Below are 20,970 nucleotides of genomic sequence, written 5' to 3' on the forward strand. Positions count from 1 at the left end.
ACTTTAAAGTTATGTCTTCTATTTTTCACTTGCACTCACCCGTTTGGGTATTATTTTAAATAAACGACTTATTAACAACAATACAACTCCAATTCCTAAAAATAAAACACTTATTGAAAATTTATCAGCAATCCATCCAAAAGTTGGTGCCATAATTACCATTAAAATTGATCTAATCTGACTCTCTATAGATAGTACTGTAACACGCTGAGATTTATCCATATAGTCACTAGAAATATCCACAAATACAGCCCGTCTTGCATTCATCATAAGGTAAAGTATAAAGTATATACTAATTGCTAAAAATAAATGCTCTTGATAAATAGAAAAAGATATTATTATCAATAGAAAACCCATCAATCCAAACATTTTCTCAAATACAAATCTTGCATTTAATCTAGTTGTTAGCCTATATATATTTTTAGACACAATAGAGCTAAATATATAAAAAATACTATAGATTATACCTAAGTAAACCTTTAAACTTTGATTTGCTTCTAAACTCATTATTGAGCCTGCACCTGCGGCTAAGATAAGTGATTGTAAAATAGGCTGTATATAATCTTTTATCGTCTTAAATACACCATCATAAAACGCCGCACTTAGCATAATTTTTCTAATTATTTGGTTACAAGCTATTGATTTTAAATGTTTTACACTAGTTTTGTAAAACGTTTTAATATTTTTCTCTATATGTTTTCTTTCATCTAAAAACTCGGGATAACTCATTATTAATATAAAATCTAAAATATACGGTAATATACTAATCAAGAATATCCATTTTAATGCTGGTAAATTTAGCACTAACAGTATAGACAAAAATGATGAAATCGAAGATCCTAAAAGAGAATAAGAACGAGTTCTCCCATAAACATATCCTTTATGCTCAAACCACCCTTTATGCTCTAAATAACTTAGAATCATAGCTTTATGTGTTCCAGATCTAAAGGCTTCTCCTAAGCCAAAGAAAATCATGCCTATAGATAAGCAAATTAAATTTATGCCCAAAAACAAAAACACAAAAGAAATAATATAAAATACAAAGCACATTAACAATTCTCTTTTTTTTGCCATAGTGATCAGCAATTATACCACTCGGCACTTCAAATATATAAGTAATGCCTTCACGCAATGAAAATAAAATGCCTATTTGAAATAAATTGAGTTTCATACTAATAAGATAAATTATTAGATATGGTTCAAAGAATTTTAGATTCTTGAAAAAGCCATAAAAACAAAATTTCCAGATTTGTACATCTTCCTTAATCTCTTTATAGCCGTTCATGATATACTTCCCCCTAATTAATCATTAATTTCTTTAAAAAGTTCATGGGCTTTTTTGCGTGCTTCAATCAATACTTGAATACCATCATTTGTTATCTCATAATACTTTCTTATTTTACCTTCTACTTTTTTTTCTGTTTTTCTGAGCAACCCTTTTGATTCCAAATCGTGAAGAACAGGATACAAAGTACCAGGACTAATATCATAACCATGACCTTTTAATTCAGTAATCATCCAAGCTCCGTAAAAAGGAGTCTTTTTAGCGTGATGTAATATATGAATTTGTATAAACCCTAAAAAAAGCTTTCTTAAAATCTTTTTTTTCATACTATTACCCTCTTACTATTATTTTTTATATCGTAATTCGATATCGCTTTACAATATTATAACATATCTATAGTCTCTAATCTACATGTATATACAAATCTGTTACTAGCTAAATTGTGATTCTTCTAATAATTTAAGAAACTTCTTCACCGCATCAGAATCTTTCCTTCTTTTGTTTATAACCAAATATATTTTGAATTTATTTGGTCTTGCATTATCAATAACAATTTCCTTAAATTCTCCGCTTTTTAGTTCTTCTCTTACTGCATAGCTAGGTAATAAAGCACATCCATGACCTTTTTTCACATACTCTATAAGCTGTAAAGTACTGTTCATATTCATCCTAGGTCTAAAATTCTTTGGTAATACATCCTGTAGCCATTCATTATATTCCTCATTGAGATTATTAAAGCATAAATCTATAGAATTCAATTCACTTACATCAATAGATTTAGAAACCTTATAGTCTTCTCTTGATACCAATATCCACGAATATTCCAAATATGGTTTAACAATGAGCTTATTTGTACTTGGTATTCTAGAAATAAATCCTATGTCTATACTATCATCCATTAACATTTCTAACTGCACTACTGTTTTATGAAATCTAACATCTACAGTGAATTGTGGATATAAATCGTAGTATATGTAAATCAAAGGAGATAGACGTTCTCTATATACACTACCTGGTATACTCATCCTTAAACAATCCTCATAAGCACCAACACTTTGAACGTTTTTTATCCCTTCTATTTCTAGATTCACTAATCTCTGAGCATAAGGAATTAACGTTTTTCCTGCCTCAGTGATTTCAATTTTACGATTAGTTCTCTTAAACAATTCTATATCCAGATATTTTTCAAGTTCAAATATTCTCGATGAAACGGTTGATTGCACAATGTTTAACTGTTCTGCAGTTCTTGAAAAATTCTTTATCTTGGCTAATACCAAAAAAGTCTTATAGTTTTCAATATTCATGACACACCTCCACCAGATTATCATAATCACTATTTTCGATTATTAGTATCGTATTTATTTATTATACAATTTAATCATAATATGTTAAACTTTTTTATAGCATTTCATATAACTTAAAGGAGGTTTATTTCGACATGGAAATTAAATACGAATGTCTATCTTGTATAACACGACAATTAACAAAATTAGCTGTCAAATTAACTAATGACAAAAACACCCAGCAGGATATCATCAAATATGGTTTAGATGTAATAAGCAATAATTATCCAAACTCGTCTCCGCCATACATCACAGGGCTAATATATAACTATGCAAAAAAAATAACCGAAATAAAAGACCCATATAGAGATGAAAAGAAAAAATTCAACCATATTGCTGAGCAATTAGTCAGCGAATTATCTTTGAATACACAAATTGAAAACAGTGAATCTCCAGTTGATACAGCTATAAGATTAAGTATCGCTGGAAATATTATAGATTTTGGTTTAGGCATTAATGTTGATGAACTTGACGTGAGAGATTCTATTAATCACAGCCTAACGACTGAACTTTTCGGTGGCACCAGTGAAGATTTTTTGAAAGCTACACATAATGCAAGTAATATTCTTTTCATTGGAGACAACGCTGGTGAAATTGTATTTGATAAACTGCTAATTGAGCGCTTACCGTTACACAAAATCACATATGTTGTTAAAGGAGGGCCTATAGTAAATGATGTTACTATGGAAGACGCCACCACAGTTGGTATGGATAAATTAGTAAAAATTATTGATAGCGGTGCATCAATTCAAGGAATCGAACTATCAGCTTGTTCGGAGAATTTTCTCAAATCATTTAAAGATGCAGATATGATTATTTCTAAAGGACAAGCAAACTTTGAATCACTTAGCTGTTTAGATAATAAAACCATCTTTTTTCTATTACGCGCAAAGTGCCAATCAGTAGCTGATGAAGTAGGTTGTGCACAAAATCAGTTCGTTTTATTACATAAGGAATAAATCAATTAGAATTAATAGAATTAGGTAAATTTAGCTTATCGATATATGATTAATGAGATAACTTTTTCTCAATAATCATATACACCTACACATTCCCCTCTATGCGTAGGTGTATTTCTTTATCATAAATCGAGTACTATGTATAAGCTTTATCATCTTTATCATCTTTATCATCTTTAACCTTTCAGCATAATTACTTCTTGTTAATAACATAGTAACTTTTTTATTTTCTATTTTCATATCTAAAAATCCACATTTCTTATATAAATCATATGCATAGTTACTCTGATCAACACTTAATGAAATACTAGGGTACCGCTTTACACAACCCTCTAAAAGTTGTTTTAACAATCTACTTCCCATACCTTTATTTCGATAAGCGTAATCAACTGCCATACTCAACTCTGGTATTGTAGAATCAATAAATCCATACCCTTGATTTTTTTCATCAAATAGTCTTAACCATGCTGCACCTATTGGTTTCATAGTATTTTTTTCAATAGCTACTATCCCAAAATCTGAATCTAATCCAATATTCTCATTGTATTTCTTCAATTTAGGTACATTCAAATTATCTCTTGAAGGAGCTTCTTCATTTGGAAGAACATATATTGCTTGATAACACATTTCTCTAATAAATACACCGTCTTCTTTATTCATTTTTCTAAATATATATTCTAAACACATAATCTATTCTCCTTATCAATATTTGCAGTATTTTGATATTTCCAACTTCAAACAATACTACTAAAACTTTTGGACAATAATGTATCCTAATCATTGTTGATTAAATATAATTTATTTATTGTTTACAAAAAAACTTATTTTTTCTCTCTTTACATTTACCTAATTTGCTCAATCTTTTCTACTTTACAATCAGTAATAAAAGCATATTTCTTAAGCCACTCTAACATCTTTGAATCTGATGAAATTTGATTTAGTGAACCAGTCTTTATAAAGTTTGCTGATGACCAAACAATATTTTCATTCCCCGAAGCGAAAGATACTATTACAGAATAATCACTTTCATAAATATAAATATACAAAGTATTATCGATTAAACCTTCGTGTATAAAACCATCAAAAGAATTGAGCATAGATGATGAAATAAAATACAAATGCCCTGAAGAAGCATTGATATTAGATGGAATAGCTGCTAGCATTCTGTTTTCTAATTCTATTTTTAAATCACCAGTTATTTTAGCAAGCTCGCTGTCCCCATGTATAGAAGATGTTAACCCTTTAGGAAACGATACTTTATATATACCTTTGGGTGAATTATAATTACCTTCTCCGATTTTACTGATTGTAACTTGTAATTCAGCTGAATCATCCATGAGCTTTATATACTCTTCGTTTTCTGCCTTTCTATCCATCTTCTCAATTAATTTAAGTCCTTTTTTGTAAAGTAGAGCATTCGTCTCCTCAAGCTTGGTGGAACAACCACCTACCAAAACACTCAACATTAAAGTTACCACAACGATAGCTAAACTTTTTTTCATTTAATTTACCTCCGATATGTATTATTATAATTGCCCAATAACGTTTTCTACAAAATCCTTAACTCTTTACTTTCATCCTAGAAAAAGCATTCTAATGTCATATCTGTCAAAATATTTTAGAATAGTGAAGCAAGGTATAACTCATGGTTTGTCATTATCTGTACAAACTTCTATTCCGAAAAATTAACTCCTAAATTGCTTTACAATAAATCTATCTCATCAAAACACTCAAACACATGAGGGTTACCTTTTAAGAACTCATTATTATGAAAAAGTTGCTTGATTTCATCGATATCTGCTAGTTTTGCTTCACTAACTTCCTCTTCTTGAACAATGATTGTATTCACATCTATGTCTTCTTTAAATAGCCATACATCTTGAATACTTGAGCACTCAGGATCAATATTAAAAAATGTCTTTACCAAATCACCTTTAGTTTTCATGTCTATACCGAGCTCTTCTTTAATTTCACGTAATACACCTTCATAACTTGACTCTCCATGCCCTACAGCACCTCCTGTAACTTCCCATGTATTTGGATGCGAAGTATTTAGAGAACGCTTTGAAATAATATATTGTCCATTTGAGTTTTTGATTACTCCAAAGGCTACAAGATGAAATTCTCCTTGCACCAAAGTTTCGCCCTTGATTATTGTTTTACCTGTTTTATTACGATTCTTATCGTAAACATCCCAGATTTCCATATAAATCACTCCCTAGTGTCAATTATTTTGTGTTAATTTCTTTCTGATTTTCTGACAACCAACTATTTTTCCCTAGCATACTCTAAACATACCAACTAGGCAAATTTAGACCATTATTAAATTTGCATCTTCATAAATAAGATAACATGGACTCCACTGTTGATAATAAATTAGGACTACATCCATTAGATTTTAACAACGCTAAATTATAGAGCTTAAAAGTTTATTGTAATTTATTTGAATATTATTGTCAAACCAATCAATTTTATATAAATTTTGCTAACTTGAAAATATCATTATTAATAATGACTTTTTTGTTCAATTGTTAAATACTACTAATTTTTTTCATGGTTTAAGTTTACTTGGTTATTATTTCTGCAATAACAACGTCTATTATTAAATTGAGTAACGTTTTAACAATCTGAATCAAGTTTTATTTATACAATACATACATTTTTTAAATATAAGCGTAAATAGTGATCAATAGATTATTGGTTTTTAGCTGCTACACGAGGAGAATAGATTTGTATTTTGTCATCAATTTTTAGTAGCAAAGAATTTGGTGGAATCTCCACACTATAATAGTCATATGAACTACTACCAAAGTTAGCTATTACAGCAATATTATCTCCGTATCTACACATCTGCACACTTGCGCTAACTGTAAGCCTTTTAAACTCTGTCATTTCTTTTGTAATGACTTGTTTACTAAAATCTGACCAAAACTTGGTGTGTGCTATAATATCTTCTTTATATATTTCCCATTGCTGCCTATCAAGATGGTACATTGGTGGAACATTGTACAACACTTCGCGTAGCATTCGATTTTTTACAGCGCCAATGATTTTGAATGTTGACCAATCCCAGTGATAAGTTGTAACAACGGAATCATTATACACAAGCTTATAAAGCGGTAAATCATATCTTGGGTCAACAAAAATTGTTGACAAATGGTCTTTAATTGGAATCCGTTTACTGAAATGTTCTGCAACTCCACCAGTTGGGCTATAATAGTTCCCAATATAGTATTTGCTATCCTTATTTTTTTTCATATCATCGTCAAGCCATGAAAAACTTTTTAATTCAATCCCATGAGCAAAAGCAATGGTTGAAGTAGCAAAATCATGTCCTCCCTCTGATCCAATTACCATATTATAATTATCTCTGATATACTTCATTCGATTTAAACGAGCTACTAAATCTTGCTGCTCTGTTGTTATATGTTCTGGAGAATAGTCATCATATATTTCTCCTGTAGCATCACAGTCAATGAACCATGAATTAAAAGGTATTTGTGTACCTAATATATTTTCTACTCTTTCTTTTACCAGAGGTAAAGACAATGTAGGATTTAGTTTGCGACCTATGTTCTGAAAACCAGTAACTTTCTGACCATTTTTCTTTGATATTGTCGCATTGTCATATAATGATATATCTGAAAAAATTGCAGTAATCCATTTCTCCTCACCAGGTTTATGAATAGAATGATAAGAATCATAAGGCGCAACTAAATACCCTAGCTGGATGGCAGTTTTAGTAAGATCAGGTTTCGCATACGCTTGTTCCCAACTATGAAGACCAATCCATGCTTTTTCAATCCCTGAGTTCTTTAAGTCTTTTATTAAATCTACCGTTTCATCATTCATCCACACCTGAGCATCTTCAAATACATTTGGAAGATTTGATGACAATGCATGTTTATTTAACTGAATAATAGTGGCTTGATCTTTGTTATTTTTTTCAATAGCAGTTTTCATAAATTCATCTTTATTTAAAAAGGTACTTGAATTAAAAAAATTATCCTGTCGTAAAACATCACTTAAAAACCTGCAAACAACATTCTTTTGATATTTATTTACATAGTCTTGATTGCGGATTTCGTTGATTACTGTTTGCATTTCTTTACCTGATTCTAACTTAGAAGTGTACGATAGAATATATTTTATCACATCAGAATTTAAGGATTTACGAAACGCTTGCCAATTTATATTTTTAGAAGATATTACATATTCACCAGCTAAGTAAATATGTGGCGCACCATATAATCTTTCTATATTTGGATTCTTCTTAGCTTTTTCTTTAAATGTGATAAAATCTCCTTTTTCCTTTACATAATCTCTATAGATTTTCGCAACGGATGTAGGGTTCTTATCTGCAATATAAATTCGAAAACTGTTTATCTTGTTATTATCAATTTTAGGATAATCATGCTTGAGTTCAAATCCGACATGATTATCATCAAAAAAATTCATTGTACTTCTGTATGGGTTCTCCAATATAAATAAAACTGTATGCTCCCCTTGTTCTGTTGCCCAAAAAGGCATTGATAACTGTTCTAAAATTTCAAATTCCTTATTCCGCAAGTAATTGATCCAAGTAGAATTTTCTCCTGGAATTCTTTTCCCTTCTCCAAAAGGAAGGTAGAATGTTTCTCCTGTAACTTTAGGCCATAGGAATTTATTGTCATCATTTGAACTCGAAGTAATAGTTACATGTAAGTAGTCCTTATGTGCTTTTATAGCTACATCTACTTGCTCTTTAGGATAAGACCATTTTGTTACCTTTTCACTTTGATTATAATTGGCCACGTTTCTATTTTGCATAGCTGCAGAAATTGGCACAACATCGTCATCTTTAATAATTTGTAATGAGAATGTCTCAGGATCTACTTGGTATTTCACAGCATCTTTATTTTTGACAATTGCCAACTGTTCTCTTTCTATACTACTGTCATGATTAATTTTTGTAGCACATCCAGTAAACATAAACAATACTAGAAATACAACAAAACTCTTTTTAAAATAACAAATTTTCATTTTTATTTACTCCTTTACTTATTTTTTTAATAATATAATCAATTAATTTTATACATTATGTATTATATAACTTCAAATATTATCTTATCCTTAGTTCTTTCTCGTAACTCATATATATCTAATATTTTATTATTGTAAACAGTATAATATCTGACCATATCATACCATTATTTAAAATTCAATTGTCAGTTGAAATAACTATATTTATTTTATTAATTTTTATTAAATTCATAATGATGTATGATTTAATAATTAATTTAATAAATACAAAACATTGACATCATAACTATAAATTTGTATAATATTTTGTATACGTTATGCATTATTAATTATAAATGCGTGATTTTAATTGAAAATAAATAAAAATAATATAAATTATTGACAAATTTTCAATTATATAGTAATATTAAATAGAAAAATGCTTTATTATGTAATAATGATATGGAAAAATATGATTATTTGAAGCATATTTCTAGGAAGTGGGGATATACCAAATTCAAAAATAAAGGAGAAAAAATATGAATAAAAAAATTAAAAGTTTACCTGAAGAAGCAAAAATTATTAAAGTAATTGGACAAAGAGATTGTCTTCACGATTGTAAGCAAACTAGAGAAATCTCTGGAAGAAACTATCCAATAAATGGTGGAATGGTTCCTGTCTGCTATGTAAGAAGATGTACTGTAAAAACATATTATGATGCTTTCTTAAGTAAAAAGAGATAATAAAAAATACTTAAAGATTAAATAGTAGGGTATATCCTCATTTCATTAAAATGTTTATAGGAGGAAGTTTTTTGTATGGATTAAAGGTAATAATTTGCGATTCGGGGATTGATACACGATTTTCTGATAAGATCCAAACAATAGATATGGGCTTGGGTTGGAAGGATGAACATGGTCATGGGTCTCAGATTGCAGAGATTAATAAATCGTTACTAGACTATCATTGCTTTACAAGTATTAAGCTCCTAAATAAGAATAATGAATGTAATTTAGAAATGTTGCTAAATGTATTAGATGAATTAAATCAAATTGAGTTTGATATAGTTTGTCTTGCATTAGCTATACAAGATGATGATATAAGTGGTTTACTAAAAAATGAACTGAACAAGAAAATTAATAATTTATTAAATTCAGGAAAAATAATTATTTCAGCTCTTCATAATAGAAAAGAAAAGAGTTATCCAGCAAGTTTAAAAGGAGTATTTGGAGTTCGATTAATAGAACCTGAAAACGAAGGAATATGTTATGATCCAACAAGAGATATTCAATTCGAAGTACCTCTAGAACCAATAATATGTCAGTCGCTAGATAATGCATATCATTCTTTTTCAGGGAATAGTATGGGGGCTGCAGTTGCCTTGGCTCATGTTTGTAAGGTGTTAGAAAAACAAGATATAAGTTATTTTAAAAAAAGTCATAAGGCATTGAAATATGTAAATAATAACATTTTATTTGGTAAAGTAATAGATATCGGTAGGTCTGTATGTAGAAATGAAATGACAATTAAAGAGAAAATTATGGTTGCAAATAATAGAATATTTAATGATAATTCTAATCATATTTTGAATCGTATGAAAGACTACGATTCATTGAATAATTATATTACCACATTAGATGAATTAGGGCTACAAATTAATACTAATTATTATCTTCGCTTCAGCGATTTGCAAAATATTGAATCACTAACAAAATATTTTTTAGGACAAGGAATTGACAATGAATAGATATAAACTCTATATACAAATGTGCAAAAATCAAATATCTTTAATAACACTTGGAATTGTAATTTTAATATCTAATGCAGTCATAATAGTGAAAATACCATTTGCTATGAATGATAGTATTAATAGCTTAGTAAATTTAACTAAGTCTAATTTTAATCAGTTTTTAAAATATTTTATAGTATTTATGGGATTATTTTTAGGGCAATTACTGTTAGACTACTTTTCTTCTCTAGTTTTTACTACAATAGGAAATCGAATCTCTACAGAACTTTGCTCTAAGGTTTATAAAAAAATATATTATCATATTAAAACCGAGCCTTCACAAATTGAAATCGGTGACATATTAGTCGGCTTAGATAGTGACTGTTTTTCGCTAGGTGAAAACGGAATTATGATAGTGTATCAATTTGCAACACTTATTATACATATTATAGGTGTTTTTTATTTTATGATAATCACTAATATATATCTCTCGCTTATTATAATTATCGTTTTTAGTGTATTAATGATTATTCAAAAGATGAATAACAAGCATATAGAAAAAGTAGTAAACGAAAAGCGTGATATATCCGGTAACTATACAGATAAGGTTCAAGCACTTGCTAATCATTACGAAGAATATAGAAGAAATAAAGCATTTAACTATCTTATAAAAAGATTCATTGAAAATGTAACGCTATTATTACATAAAGGATATGTGACAACTAAAATAATATCTAGGTCCAATTTAATCAATGGTTTAGGATCATTGATTAATTCAATAATTGTGTTTCTTCTAGGGGCCTATTTTGTACTAAATAACCAGCTAACTATATCAAGATTAATAACTTTCAATACATATTCTGGGTCATTCGGAAGTTATTTGACACAAATTCCGAATCTTTTTATGCAACTTAAAATTTTTAAAGTATCCTATATAAGAATAAAGAAAATAATGGATTTAGATTGCTATCAACAAAATGAATATCATATAGCAAGTAGTATTGGTGATGTTAAAGAAATAAAATTTGATAATGTTACTTTTATGTATAAAAAGGATACTGACAAATGGAACTTTAATTTTCAGTTTGCGAAGGGTAATATATATGGTATAAAGGGAAAAAACGGATCTGGAAAGACAACATTATTAAAACTTCTTAGTGGAGAATACAATATTAATGATGGTTTAATTTTTGTTAATGGAAAGCAGGTAAGTTTATTTGACAGTAGATTAACTTGGGATTCGATAGTTTCGTATTTATCTACAGACTCTGTATTGTTTAAGGATAGTCTCTGCAACAATATATTTTTAGATAAAACCCCCAATCTTGTAAAAATGAATCAAATTTTTGAAGTAGTTAAACTTAAGGAATGGGTGAATAATTTAAAGGACGTCCATAATACAATCGTAGACGAGGTAAACATGAACATATCAAGCGGTCAAAAACAGAAACTAGCAATAGCTAGAGTTTTAATCCAAGATTCGGATATTCTCATATTTGATGAGTTAGAGAAGCATTTGGATGAAAAAACAAAGTTAAATATTATGGATTATCTTAATCAAATAAAAATGAATAAAATCATCATTATAACAACCCACGATGATGTAATTAACGAAAAGTGCGATTGCAATATAGTCATTTAGTAGTAATTATTTAAGGCTTATAATATTTGTTAGGAGGATAATTTTATGGTTAATAAGGAATATATAGAAACATTCCACTTTGGTGGGAACGTACTTATATATAATAGAGAGTCATGTGGAGTAATAATTATCTCTGAACCAGTTTATGAAGAAATAAAAAATGTTACGTCCATTACTGAAATTGAAGAAATAGCAAAGGATTATGATGAAGATAGCAAAAACTATTTTAAATCACTGATAAATGAAATGGAAACTTACAACATTCTTATGCATAATCCCAGCAAAAAAATCGAATTGATTAATTTTGCAATAACAGACTATTGTAATTTACACTGTACACATTGTTGTTATGCTGCTACGTATGTTAAAGGAGAATCCTTTAAAGAAAAAATAACTGTTGATATGAATCTTATAAAACGCATTGTAGAATTAGAACCACTTGGCATTTCTATTACAGGTGGAGAACCGCTTCTTGTAACAAATTTTGATGAAGCATTGAGTTTTCTTAAAAATAATTACAAAGGTAGTATTTCTTTAGCTACTAATGCAACATTAATTAATAAAGAGAATGTTGGAAACATCTGCAAGTACTTTGATTCATTTGACATTAGTTTAGATGGAGTAGATGAAGAAACTTGTGACTCTATAAGGGGACAAGGTACTTTTGAAAAAGTTATAGCAGCTATTAAGTTATTAAAGAATCATGGTGCTTCTTATATTACGTTGTCTATGACTTTTGATAATAATACAATTAAGCTAGATCAAGATTTTATCGAACTCTGTAAAAAACTTGATGTAAAACCAAAAATAAGAACAATGAATTTAGTAGGTAGGGCTAAAGATAACCATATTGACTCTGATGAAATAGTACAGTTTATGTCAGGAGGTATAGTTAATTGTACGAGTGCATACGACTGCCCTGGAGGAGTAACAGAAATTTTTGTTAACTCTAAAGGTGAAGTTTATCCATGTCCCCTTTTTAATGAGGAAAAGTACAAGATTGGTAGTTTATACGATGAAGATATTACTTCAAAATTTAGGTGGGATAAAAATCTGGATTGGTTCAAGGAATTTTCTGAATTCATACCAGATACGAGAGAAGAATGCTCCGATTGCGAGATTAAAGCTTTGTGTTGGAATTGTCCTTCTTTAGCAAAGTCCTATTTAGAAAATGCTAATAAATCTAATTTAAGTGATCATTGTATGGAAAAAAGAAGAGGAATTATTGAGGCGATTGAAAATGCGTAAAACTTATTATGTAAATATATGGGTTACTTTAAGATGTAATTTTAGGTGTAGATATTGTTACGTGCATTCAATGTATGATAACCAAGACTTGACTATTGAATTAGCTGATAAAATATTAAATTATATTAAGTTAAACAAGAAACCTGAACAACAATTAGTTATCGATTTCCACGGTGGAGAGCCATTATTAAATTTTGAAGTCATAAAGTATTTTGTAAATCAATGTAATAAAACATTTGAAGATGTCTCATATGGTATGACTACCAATGGTTCCTTAATAACACAAGAGGTTATTAAGTTTCTTGAAGTAAATAACATTGATTTAAGTATTAGCCTAGACGGCAAGGAATCAACCCACAATTTTAACAGAAGGTCTCTTGATAGTTCTATAAATTACGACACTATTATAAAAAATGCTAAGCAATTATTAAAGATAAATGCGAATACAAGGATTAGAATGACATATGATAGACATAATATTAATTCTCTATATGATAATATAGTCTATTTTATAAAGCAAGGATTTAAAGTTATAGTTCCTGTTGCCGATTATTATTCAAATGAATGGAAAGATGAAGATTATAGTATTGTCTTAGAAGAATTTAGTAAGGTTCGAAAATATATTTTGGACAATAAATGTAAGGATATAAAAATGGAAATACTAGATAATAACTTTCATTGCTTAAGTCTGTGTGATGCTGGAACTAATCATTATAATATTGACGTTAATGGTATCATGTATCCTTGTATTTTTTCGGTTGGTAAAGAAGAACACATTATTGGAGATATTGAGAGAGGAATGGATGCAAATAAATTAAAGAAGATAAAGCAAGTTATAAATAAAAGAGTTCCTGACTGTGAAGGATGTGCTCTTTATGATTGTTGTATTTCCACTAGATGCATACTAGGTAACTATGCCACAACTGGAGACTACGTAAAGCCAAACACGGTAGAATGTAACATGACGAATATAAAGTTTAATATAATAAAAGAATATTTGCAAGATGAATCAATCAAATAGAATATTAAGTAACAATCTTTTTAAAAAGTTTGAAATCAAATAAGAAAACAGTTTTATAAACTAGAATTGAAATGCATCCACCATACAATCAACAATACTTGGTGGGTGCATTTTTATAGCTTGTTACCAAACTGCTAATAATCGGTTTACTAATAACATTTAATTTCTACGAAAAAACAGCCCGAAGACTGCTTTTTTCAACACTATTAATGTTTAATTATGCTGTTAAGACTATTTAAAGCAATATATCTCAATAGCTTTTGCTATAAATTCTGCTGTTCCCTTACCATATTTATCGATACTTTTCTTAAACCTTTCATCTTCCACATACATCATTCCTAAACCTGAAAGGATTTCATTGGTACAATTATAAAATCTCTCAGTAATAAACTCTTGCCACTGCTTAACTAATCTTTGAATCTCATTACTATCAGGTGCTTTATCCATATTGCTAGCAAATGCTTTTAGGATACCCTGACTTTCTTGGCTTATTTGTTGCCACTGCTTTTTACCATAGTTTTTTGTCTTTTTTTGGCTTTCTTCATAGGCTTTAGAACCTCCCCAAAGCTTCTCTACTTCATTTGCATATTCTTTTTTGCATCTATCTATTTCAGTCATATCAAATTCTCTAAAACTCATAGTTTTTTCTCCTTTCATTGTTCTATTTACAAGTTGTATCAACCCATCAAGACGTTCCTTTTTTTTAATTAACACTTCTTTATGTTTTGATAATGTCTCTATTCTATTAAAATTTGGATTTTCCATTATTATTTTAATTTCACTAAGCGGAAAGCCTAACTCTCGAAAAAATAATATTTGCTGTAGATTTTCAAGTGACGTTTCGTCATATAACCGATATCCTGCCTCTGTTATCTTACTTGGATGAAGCAATCCAATTTCATCATAATAATGAAGGGTTCTTACTGTTATTCCTGTTAAGTCTGCTACTTCTTTAATTTTCATTTTATAACACCTCCATTTCATTACTCATAAGTTACATAACTCTATTGCGTACACTTTTGTAATCTCGACTACAAATATAATTATATGCTATCACGTTACGTTAGAGTCAATAGCTTTTAAAAAAATTTCTTGAATTTAATACGACCTTTTATAAATACTACAGAGCATAACAATATCATAACTCTTTTAAATATCTCATTTTATTCTTCTATTTTAAAACTCAGCTAGTCATTATTATCTCTTACATTCCTTACTTAATACAAATGTACTCACTAACTTATTCACAAAGAAGGCTGACTAATGCTAACCTATAATTTTTTATTTTTTACAACTTTATTTAGAAATTTTAATATTCTGTTGCAATATTCTTTATCTTGTTCCATATTAATAAAATCACAATCTTTTATTATAAAGTGCTCCCAAGAATCTCTTATCCACCATTCACAATCATTTGATGCTTCTTTTAGCAACCTTTGCATATTTACTTCTTGTACTTCAGTATCACCCGTACAAGCTATAAGAAAAGCTGGTCTATCATCTATCTTACCTATTTGAGTAATCGGTTTCATATCTTTAAACTCATCAAAAAATAATGAGAGATAAAAACTCATGATGTTTTTCTCAATTTCACATATAGGTGATGGAATATTATATCCTATCATTGTATCATAGACTACATCTTCAAAACTTGAATAAGCAGACATAGCAATAAGACCATCAATATCTTTTATTGAACCAAATGAGTTAATGGCCACAGATCCTCCCATAGATACCCCATGAACAATAATTGGTACATTATCATACTCATCTTGCTCTTTAATATAATCAACTACTGCTTTAACATCTAAAACTTCTTTATAGCCTAAACATACTTCTTCGCCTTCACTATTCCCATGTCCCCTTACTTCTAACAATATAGATGCATACCCCTCTTTTTTCATCCATTTAGAATGTCCATAGAAATATGTAACTGATGGTTGCCTAATTCCTGTTAAATAAATTATAACTCCCTTTGGATTAGGTATAGTCACTTCTGATACCCACACATTAAGCCCATCATCTGTAGTTAACATCATTTCTTTACCATCTAAATCGAAATCCTTCGCATCATATATATGCTGTAAAGGATGCTCAGATAAAGACCCTTCATAAGTAACCTTTTCTTTTACTTTACTTATTATTATTATGGGTACTACAAGAACTAGTATTATTAAAAATATTAGTATACCGATAAAAACATTCCTTATTCTCTTAATATATATTGAATCCAATATTTTGCTCTTAGCTTTAATTATCATTTTGCACCCCTCTAATTTACGTTTTATATCCCATCTTAATTTTTTAATTTTCTAGTATACTTTAACATAGCTAGAGTATCTCTAGAAAACTTGATTCCTTAGTTAAGATTAAACACATTTGTTGGTTAAAATTATTTTATTTTTGAGGATTAGTGCTATGTCCTCATGTCTATTTTATCATATTTAATTAATAATAAAATTATTGAATTTATTATAGCAATTGATAATTTTGAACATAAAATATATAATTACGTTACAAGTCATTATAATGTAATTATATATTCTAGGAGGCAATTTCATTGGTATAATAAAGGAGTTTTGAATGAAACTATTTTCTTAGATAAAAGAAAGAAAGCTGTTTGAATGAACAAAAAGGAGTAAAAATATGAAATCATTGTCTGTTATTCCGCATGTGGGGATTGGCCCATTAAGATTGGGTATGTCTCCAAAACAAATTCTTGTTGCCATAAATCAAATACGTTCTGAATGGTCTTTACCTGACAATCGGGAAATTCAGATTTCAAAAGATATTGAAGATGACGGATTTTCCTTAAGATACATAGATGCTTCTTTCTTTTTCATGGTACGATACCGAAATAATCGAGCCGTGGAAGTAGCCGTTGACTATGAGTTAAGAGAACACGCAATTATAATGCTCTATGATATGGATGTTTTTCAAACTCTGGCAGAACGATTAGTGGCTTCTCTAAAACAATATAGTTCCTGCTCCTATGATATGGAAGATGAACAGCTAAGTACAAATTATGAATTTAACGACATAGGAATCCGATTATGGCGGGAGGAACCCTTTCACTCAAAACTACTTTCTGATGGGTCATACATGAAAGAAATGGCGCTAGTAATTGATGAAATGTATCGTTATCTCTACTTTGAAATTATAGCTGTCAAGTTGTGAGTTCAACCGTGGTTTTTTATGTGATTGCTGAATGTATATGGCGAATAAAAGATTATATTTTTCTTATCCCATAAAGACAATTATAAGAAAGGCTTTGGTAAAAATTTTAGAAAAGGTGCTGTATAATATATTTATTATTGTACAGCACCTTCTTTATCATATAGCTATGAGATTCTAATTACTTATACTATGAGAAATGTTAGTAGCGATTATTTTAACATTTTTTTCTAGCTATTATCACATAAGGATATGGCTTGCCAAACATATCGTCTTCAATAATTGTATCAACATAGAAATTTGATTTATCAATTAGTTTGATGATATCCTCTTTTTGAACACATAACCAATCCAAATCCGATGACATACCATTGTAAGTCAAATGATATGTCACTTCACCAATATACCTTCCATTTTCTCGATTACTTTTAATCTGCTCTCTAAATGAAGAACTTAGTTTATCCATATTTAAACTACTCGCTCCTAAAATAAGTACACCCTTATTGCTCGTGATTTCATCAAACAATTTTAAGGCATCGAATGCTTTACTCATTGTACCAACTAATCCAAAATTATTTCCTAGCATCATAATTGTATCAAAGGTTCCATAATCATTTGGAATATCATGTAAAGAAAGAACTTCCGCGCTTCTTAATCCTCTAGACTTGCATATTTCAATAGACTTTTGAGAGTTGTCAATTCCAGTAACATCAAGTCCATTAGACTGTAAATAAAGCGAATGTCTACCAGCAGCACAACCAATATCTAGCACTCTACCAGTCGCATATTGTATTGCCTTTTGCTCTCTTGGAAACCATTCCTCATAAGTTGTGAAATAATGCTTTGATGAAGATAACCATCTTGAGTTCATTTTATCATAATCACCATTATAGTAATCGAATAGAGCACAGCCATATACATCAGTAATCTTATTTGCATAATATCTATCTTTGGTTAATGAAAATTGTTTTAGATCCATACCAAAATGAGATGCCATTTTCACATAGTTCATTTCTAATTTCTCAGCTACTCGTTTTGATGCTAAATTATCTGGTCTTATAATTGCAATAATTTCCTCAAGGTCACATACTTCAAATCCATATCGAATCAGCTCATTACATATCTCAGTACAATATCCTTTATTCCAGTATTTGGGGAAATATCTGTATCCAATCTCTACATCGTCAGAATCAGGCAATTTCTTTAAACACGTCCACCCAATTACTTCATCACTGTTTTTCAGCACCGTCGCCCATATGCCAAATCCTGGTTGTAATTCTGAAACACTAGCATAATCTTCTACATCATGTTTTGCTTTTTCATAGGATATTGTGTTGTAATGCATATATTTCATCGTTTCTTGATTATTATGTAACTCATACAACATATCTATATCTTTCTCTTCTAAGTTCCTAAGATATATTCTTTTAGTTTCTAAAAACATCAATTCATCCCCTCCTATATGCATATAATCGTCAACTCATATAATTAATTATATCACTCATTGCAGAAATTACTAGACTTATAATTACCATTATTGTTACTACAAAAATAACCTATACCCTAAAAACTATTTCTATTTTAAGAAGTAGTTTTTGGCTGTTAATTCATATTTTTGATTATTCATGATGCTAGTTTAAACTTAACAACCGTATCCACATGTGACAGTTCTATCAAAAGAATATTTGAAGTAAATTCAAAAGAAAAAAAGTTGATTATAATATTATCATATGTTATAGTTAACATATGATAATATTATAGGAGGTGATGAAAATGTCAATTAACTATGCCATATTAGGCTTATTGACCTGGAAAAACTTTACGGGATATGAAATAAAGAAATACATTAATGCATCTGAATTGATGTATTGGTCTGGAAATAATAATCAAATATACAAGGCGTTGGTAAAATTATTAGATGAAGGTTGTGTATCAAATGTAGTTGAGCATCAGGACGGTTCACCTTCAAAGAAAATTTATTCCATTACTGAAAAAGGAAAGGAATATCTTAAAAAATGGCTTCTTTCTGAAAAAAAAATTTTTGAAATGAAAAATAATTTTTTAATACAGTTTGCTTGGATGGATATATTATCATATGAAGAATTGGATAAACAGCTTGAAAAATATGAAGATAATATAAAAACCAATATTATTATGTACGAAGAAAAGCAAAGAAGGGGTATCAGAGAACCGAAAAGAAGTAAAAGAGAAAAAGTTTTGTGGAATCAGATATCAAAAAATATCCTTTCTTCTTATAAGAACCAACTTAAATGGGTGAGAAAAACTAGAAATGAATTGAGGTTGTTAAATAATGAGTAAAGTTATATTTAAATCTGAAAATATAAAAAGAGAAATAATAAATTTTTATAATAAAACATTAGAAAGGTGGCCTGTTAATTACGAAGAGATAACAATAAATACAAAATATGGAGATACACACATACTGGTAAGCGGGAATGAAGATAATCCACCATTGGTTTTGATACATGGTTCTGCATCTAATTCAGCTATGTGGATAGGAGATATAGAAAATTATGTAAAGCATTTTAGAGTTTATATGATTGATATTCCTGGAGAACCGGGTAAAAGTCAGGAAATAAGGTTTGATATAAAGACATCAGAATCGGCAAAGTGGTTAGATAACATAATATCTGAATTAAATATAAAAAAGTTTTGTTTAGGCGGGATTTCCTTCGGAGGATGGATAGCATTGGATTATTCAATAAACAATCCTGGTAAAGTAGAAAAGTTAGTTTTATTATGCCCTGCAGGAATAGGAAGGCAAAAATTGGAATATATACCTTATTTAGTGTTTATGTCATTGTTAGGTCAATATGGAGCAAAAAAAAATTTAGAAAAGATTTGTTATGGTGAGGAAGTTGATAGTGAGGCATTTTATTTTAATAATTTAATTTCAAAAGGATTTAATCCTCGAATGAAGCTTCCAATATTTGAAGATAAACAATTAAAAAAATTAAAAATGAAAACATTTTTGCTTTTGGGTAAAAAAGATATAATGATTGATTCAAAAAAAACGTTAAAAAGAGCAATAAATAATATTCCAAATCTAAATTATAAAATGCTTGTAGATAAGGGACATGGATTAATCAACAAAAGTAAGCATATTATAGATTTTTTGTTGGATGAAGTATAATGAACAATGCGAAAAGAGAATTATTTAGTAGAGTTATTGTTCTCATGATCCCATTTGAGCAATGTTATTTAACTTAAATACCACCTCTGAAAGCAGGTGATATTTAAGTTATTTATGCTAACATGCATGGTATACGTAGTATTGATGGCATTGTCGATGCTGCAAAAGAGATACCTATTTTTATGGCTTTAGCTAATAAGCAAACTCTACTGACATTATTCTTCTCAAATATTCTAGTTGACCCAATTTGATCAGTAAAGGGTGTAACCATTTACCCTTTATTTTATCAGTCATTGTAGATTCTTTTTTATTATTTTTTCCATAGTCTCTTTCCTCTTTTTATTACCGTTGCTAGATTTCTACATGTTGTACAATTTTCTATTCCACATTTTGACTTGCTACTGCTATTACTTT

Annotated in this window: 21 protein-coding genes; 9 read left to right on the forward strand and 12 right to left on the reverse strand. The window is 29.2% G+C overall.

What is annotated here, in order from left to right; genetic code table 11:
- Positions 1 to 18: 18 nt before the first annotated feature.
- The 4 genes from P3X86_RS18295 to P3X86_RS18310 form a co-directional block, all read right to left on the reverse strand.
- Entirely contained in the window at positions 19 to 1,050 is a 1,032-nt protein-coding gene (locus P3X86_RS18295) for an MFS transporter (protein WP_483294257.1), read from the reverse strand.
- Positions 944 to 1,285 carry an MFS transporter gene (locus P3X86_RS18300; protein WP_483294175.1) on the reverse strand — a complete coding sequence of 114 codons (342 nt, stop codon included), beginning with the start codon at positions 1,283 to 1,285 and terminating at the stop codon, positions 944 to 946. Before P3X86_RS18300 ends, P3X86_RS18295 begins: the two co-directional genes overlap by 107 nt.
- Before the next feature lie 17 nt (positions 1,286 to 1,302).
- Positions 1,303 to 1,611, reverse strand: a complete 309-nt coding sequence (locus tag P3X86_RS18305; RefSeq protein ID WP_483294176.1) for a PadR family transcriptional regulator — start codon at positions 1,609 to 1,611, stop codon at positions 1,303 to 1,305.
- Between the two features lie 105 nt (positions 1,612 to 1,716).
- Entirely contained in the window at positions 1,717 to 2,589 is an 873-nt protein-coding gene (locus tag P3X86_RS18310; RefSeq protein WP_483294177.1) for a LysR family transcriptional regulator, read from the reverse strand.
- A gap of 134 nt (positions 2,590 to 2,723) precedes the next feature.
- Here P3X86_RS18310 and P3X86_RS18315 point away from each other — a divergent pair, with 134 nt between their 5' ends.
- A complete protein-coding gene (locus tag P3X86_RS18315; RefSeq protein ID WP_483294178.1) occupies positions 2,724 to 3,587 on the forward strand; it encodes a damage-control phosphatase ARMT1 family protein in 864 nt (287 codons plus the stop codon).
- 99 nt (positions 3,588 to 3,686) lie between these two features.
- On the opposite strand, the gene P3X86_RS18320 is transcribed toward P3X86_RS18315, so the two are convergent.
- The 4 genes from P3X86_RS18320 to P3X86_RS18335 all read right to left on the reverse strand — a co-directional run bounded on the left by P3X86_RS18320 (position 3,687) and on the right by P3X86_RS18335 (position 8,609).
- Complete coding sequence (locus P3X86_RS18320) at positions 3,687 to 4,274, reverse strand: GNAT family N-acetyltransferase (RefSeq protein WP_483294179.1); 588 nt, start codon at positions 4,272 to 4,274, stop codon at positions 3,687 to 3,689.
- Between the two features lie 155 nt (positions 4,275 to 4,429).
- Complete coding sequence (locus P3X86_RS18325) at positions 4,430 to 5,089, reverse strand: hypothetical protein (RefSeq protein WP_483294180.1); 660 nt, start codon at positions 5,087 to 5,089, stop codon at positions 4,430 to 4,432.
- A gap of 200 nt (positions 5,090 to 5,289) precedes the next feature.
- Complete coding sequence (locus tag P3X86_RS18330) at positions 5,290 to 5,793, reverse strand: NUDIX hydrolase (protein WP_483294181.1); 504 nt, start codon at positions 5,791 to 5,793, stop codon at positions 5,290 to 5,292.
- A 488-nt stretch (positions 5,794 to 6,281) separates the two neighbouring features.
- Positions 6,282 to 8,609: a glycoside hydrolase gene (locus tag P3X86_RS18335; RefSeq protein ID WP_483294182.1), complete on the reverse strand. Its 2,328-nt coding sequence runs from the start codon at positions 8,607 to 8,609 to the stop codon at positions 6,282 to 6,284.
- Between the two features lie 518 nt (positions 8,610 to 9,127).
- Between P3X86_RS18335 and P3X86_RS18340 the strand changes: the two genes are divergently transcribed.
- From P3X86_RS18340 to P3X86_RS18360, 5 genes are all read left to right on the forward strand, one after another.
- On the forward strand, positions 9,128 to 9,331 hold the full coding sequence (locus P3X86_RS18340) for a hypothetical protein (RefSeq protein ID WP_483294183.1): 204 nt from the start codon (positions 9,128 to 9,130) through the stop codon (positions 9,329 to 9,331).
- 71 nt (positions 9,332 to 9,402) lie between these two features.
- The gene (locus P3X86_RS18345) at positions 9,403 to 10,335 is read left to right on the forward strand and encodes a S8/S53 family peptidase (RefSeq protein WP_483294184.1); all 933 of its coding nucleotides are present in this window, start codon (positions 9,403 to 9,405) and stop codon (positions 10,333 to 10,335) included.
- The gene (locus P3X86_RS18350) at positions 10,328 to 11,959 is read left to right on the forward strand and encodes an ATP-binding cassette domain-containing protein (protein ID WP_483294185.1); all 1,632 of its coding nucleotides are present in this window, start codon (positions 10,328 to 10,330) and stop codon (positions 11,957 to 11,959) included. Before P3X86_RS18345 ends, P3X86_RS18350 begins: the two co-directional genes overlap by 8 nt.
- Positions 11,960 to 12,004: 45 nt before the next feature.
- Positions 12,005 to 13,207: a radical SAM protein gene (locus P3X86_RS18355; protein WP_483294186.1), complete on the forward strand. Its 1,203-nt coding sequence runs from the start codon at positions 12,005 to 12,007 to the stop codon at positions 13,205 to 13,207.
- A complete protein-coding gene (locus P3X86_RS18360; protein WP_483294187.1) occupies positions 13,200 to 14,228 on the forward strand; it encodes a radical SAM protein in 1,029 nt (342 codons plus the stop codon). The genes P3X86_RS18355 and P3X86_RS18360 overlap by 8 nt, the downstream gene beginning before the upstream one ends.
- A 231-nt stretch (positions 14,229 to 14,459) precedes the next feature.
- Here P3X86_RS18360 and P3X86_RS18365 read toward each other — a convergent pair whose 3' ends face one another.
- Complete coding sequence (locus tag P3X86_RS18365; RefSeq protein WP_483294188.1) at positions 14,460 to 15,191, reverse strand: MerR family transcriptional regulator; 732 nt, start codon at positions 15,189 to 15,191, stop codon at positions 14,460 to 14,462.
- Positions 15,192 to 15,499: 308 nt separating this feature from the next.
- A complete protein-coding gene (locus tag P3X86_RS18370) occupies positions 15,500 to 16,489 on the reverse strand; it encodes an alpha/beta hydrolase (protein WP_483294189.1) in 990 nt (329 codons plus the stop codon).
- Between the two features lie 385 nt (positions 16,490 to 16,874).
- On the opposite strand from P3X86_RS18370, the gene P3X86_RS18375 reads away from it, so the two are divergent.
- On the forward strand, positions 16,875 to 17,405 hold the full coding sequence (locus tag P3X86_RS18375; protein WP_483294190.1) for a hypothetical protein: 531 nt from the start codon (positions 16,875 to 16,877) through the stop codon (positions 17,403 to 17,405).
- 214 nt (positions 17,406 to 17,619) lie between these two features.
- Here P3X86_RS18375 and P3X86_RS18380 read toward each other — a convergent pair whose 3' ends face one another.
- The gene (locus P3X86_RS18380; RefSeq protein WP_483294253.1) at positions 17,620 to 18,846 is read right to left on the reverse strand and encodes a GNAT family N-acetyltransferase; all 1,227 of its coding nucleotides are present in this window, start codon (positions 18,844 to 18,846) and stop codon (positions 17,620 to 17,622) included.
- A 329-nt stretch (positions 18,847 to 19,175) separates the two neighbouring features.
- Between P3X86_RS18380 and P3X86_RS18385 the strand changes: the two genes are divergently transcribed.
- The gene (locus P3X86_RS18385) at positions 19,176 to 19,721 is read left to right on the forward strand and encodes a PadR family transcriptional regulator (RefSeq protein ID WP_483294191.1); all 546 of its coding nucleotides are present in this window, start codon (positions 19,176 to 19,178) and stop codon (positions 19,719 to 19,721) included.
- On the forward strand, positions 19,714 to 20,556 hold the full coding sequence (locus P3X86_RS18390; protein WP_483294192.1) for an alpha/beta fold hydrolase: 843 nt from the start codon (positions 19,714 to 19,716) through the stop codon (positions 20,554 to 20,556). Before P3X86_RS18385 ends, P3X86_RS18390 begins: the two co-directional genes overlap by 8 nt.
- A 112-nt stretch (positions 20,557 to 20,668) precedes the next feature.
- Here P3X86_RS18390 and P3X86_RS18395 read toward each other — a convergent pair whose 3' ends face one another.
- On the reverse strand, positions 20,669 to 20,827 hold the full coding sequence (locus P3X86_RS18395; protein ID WP_483294193.1) for a hypothetical protein: 159 nt from the start codon (positions 20,825 to 20,827) through the stop codon (positions 20,669 to 20,671).
- Positions 20,828 to 20,970: the final 143 nt, after the last annotated feature.

This window comes from Abyssisolibacter sp. ZYX002, assembly GCF_056892235.1.

Bases quoted from the DNA above. Each gene is read 5' to 3' on its own strand.
- P3X86_RS18295 (WP_483294257.1), bottom strand. From the start codon at position 1,050: ATGTGCTTTGTATTTTATATTATTTCTTTTGTGTTTTTGTTTTTGGGC.
- P3X86_RS18300 (WP_483294175.1), bottom strand. From the start codon at position 1,285: ATGAACGGCTATAAAGAGATTAAGGAAGATGTACAAATCTGGAAATTT.
- P3X86_RS18305 (WP_483294176.1), bottom strand. From the start codon at position 1,611: ATGAAAAAAAAGATTTTAAGAAAGCTTTTTTTAGGGTTTATACAAATT.
- P3X86_RS18310 (WP_483294177.1), bottom strand. From the start codon at position 2,589: ATGAATATTGAAAACTATAAGACTTTTTTGGTATTAGCCAAGATAAAG.
- P3X86_RS18315 (WP_483294178.1), top strand. From the start codon at position 2,724: ATGGAAATTAAATACGAATGTCTATCTTGTATAACACGACAATTAACA.
- P3X86_RS18320 (WP_483294179.1), bottom strand. From the start codon at position 4,274: ATGTGTTTAGAATATATATTTAGAAAAATGAATAAAGAAGACGGTGTA.
- P3X86_RS18325 (WP_483294180.1), bottom strand. From the start codon at position 5,089: ATGAAAAAAAGTTTAGCTATCGTTGTGGTAACTTTAATGTTGAGTGTT.
- P3X86_RS18330 (WP_483294181.1), bottom strand. From the start codon at position 5,793: ATGGAAATCTGGGATGTTTACGATAAGAATCGTAATAAAACAGGTAAA.
- P3X86_RS18335 (WP_483294182.1), bottom strand. From the start codon at position 8,609: ATGAAAATTTGTTATTTTAAAAAGAGTTTTGTTGTATTTCTAGTATTG.
- P3X86_RS18340 (WP_483294183.1), top strand. From the start codon at position 9,128: ATGAATAAAAAAATTAAAAGTTTACCTGAAGAAGCAAAAATTATTAAA.
- P3X86_RS18350 (WP_483294185.1), top strand. From the start codon at position 10,328: ATGAATAGATATAAACTCTATATACAAATGTGCAAAAATCAAATATCT.
- P3X86_RS18355 (WP_483294186.1), top strand. From the start codon at position 12,005: ATGGTTAATAAGGAATATATAGAAACATTCCACTTTGGTGGGAACGTA.
- P3X86_RS18360 (WP_483294187.1), top strand. From the start codon at position 13,200: ATGCGTAAAACTTATTATGTAAATATATGGGTTACTTTAAGATGTAAT.
- P3X86_RS18365 (WP_483294188.1), bottom strand. From the start codon at position 15,191: ATGAAAATTAAAGAAGTAGCAGACTTAACAGGAATAACAGTAAGAACC.
- P3X86_RS18370 (WP_483294189.1), bottom strand. From the start codon at position 16,489: ATGATAATTAAAGCTAAGAGCAAAATATTGGATTCAATATATATTAAG.
- P3X86_RS18375 (WP_483294190.1), top strand. From the start codon at position 16,875: ATGAAATCATTGTCTGTTATTCCGCATGTGGGGATTGGCCCATTAAGA.
- P3X86_RS18380 (WP_483294253.1), bottom strand. From the start codon at position 18,846: ATGTTTTTAGAAACTAAAAGAATATATCTTAGGAACTTAGAAGAGAAA.
- P3X86_RS18385 (WP_483294191.1), top strand. From the start codon at position 19,176: ATGTCAATTAACTATGCCATATTAGGCTTATTGACCTGGAAAAACTTT.
- P3X86_RS18390 (WP_483294192.1), top strand. From the start codon at position 19,714: ATGAGTAAAGTTATATTTAAATCTGAAAATATAAAAAGAGAAATAATA.
- P3X86_RS18395 (WP_483294193.1), bottom strand. From the start codon at position 20,827: ATGGTTACACCCTTTACTGATCAAATTGGGTCAACTAGAATATTTGAG.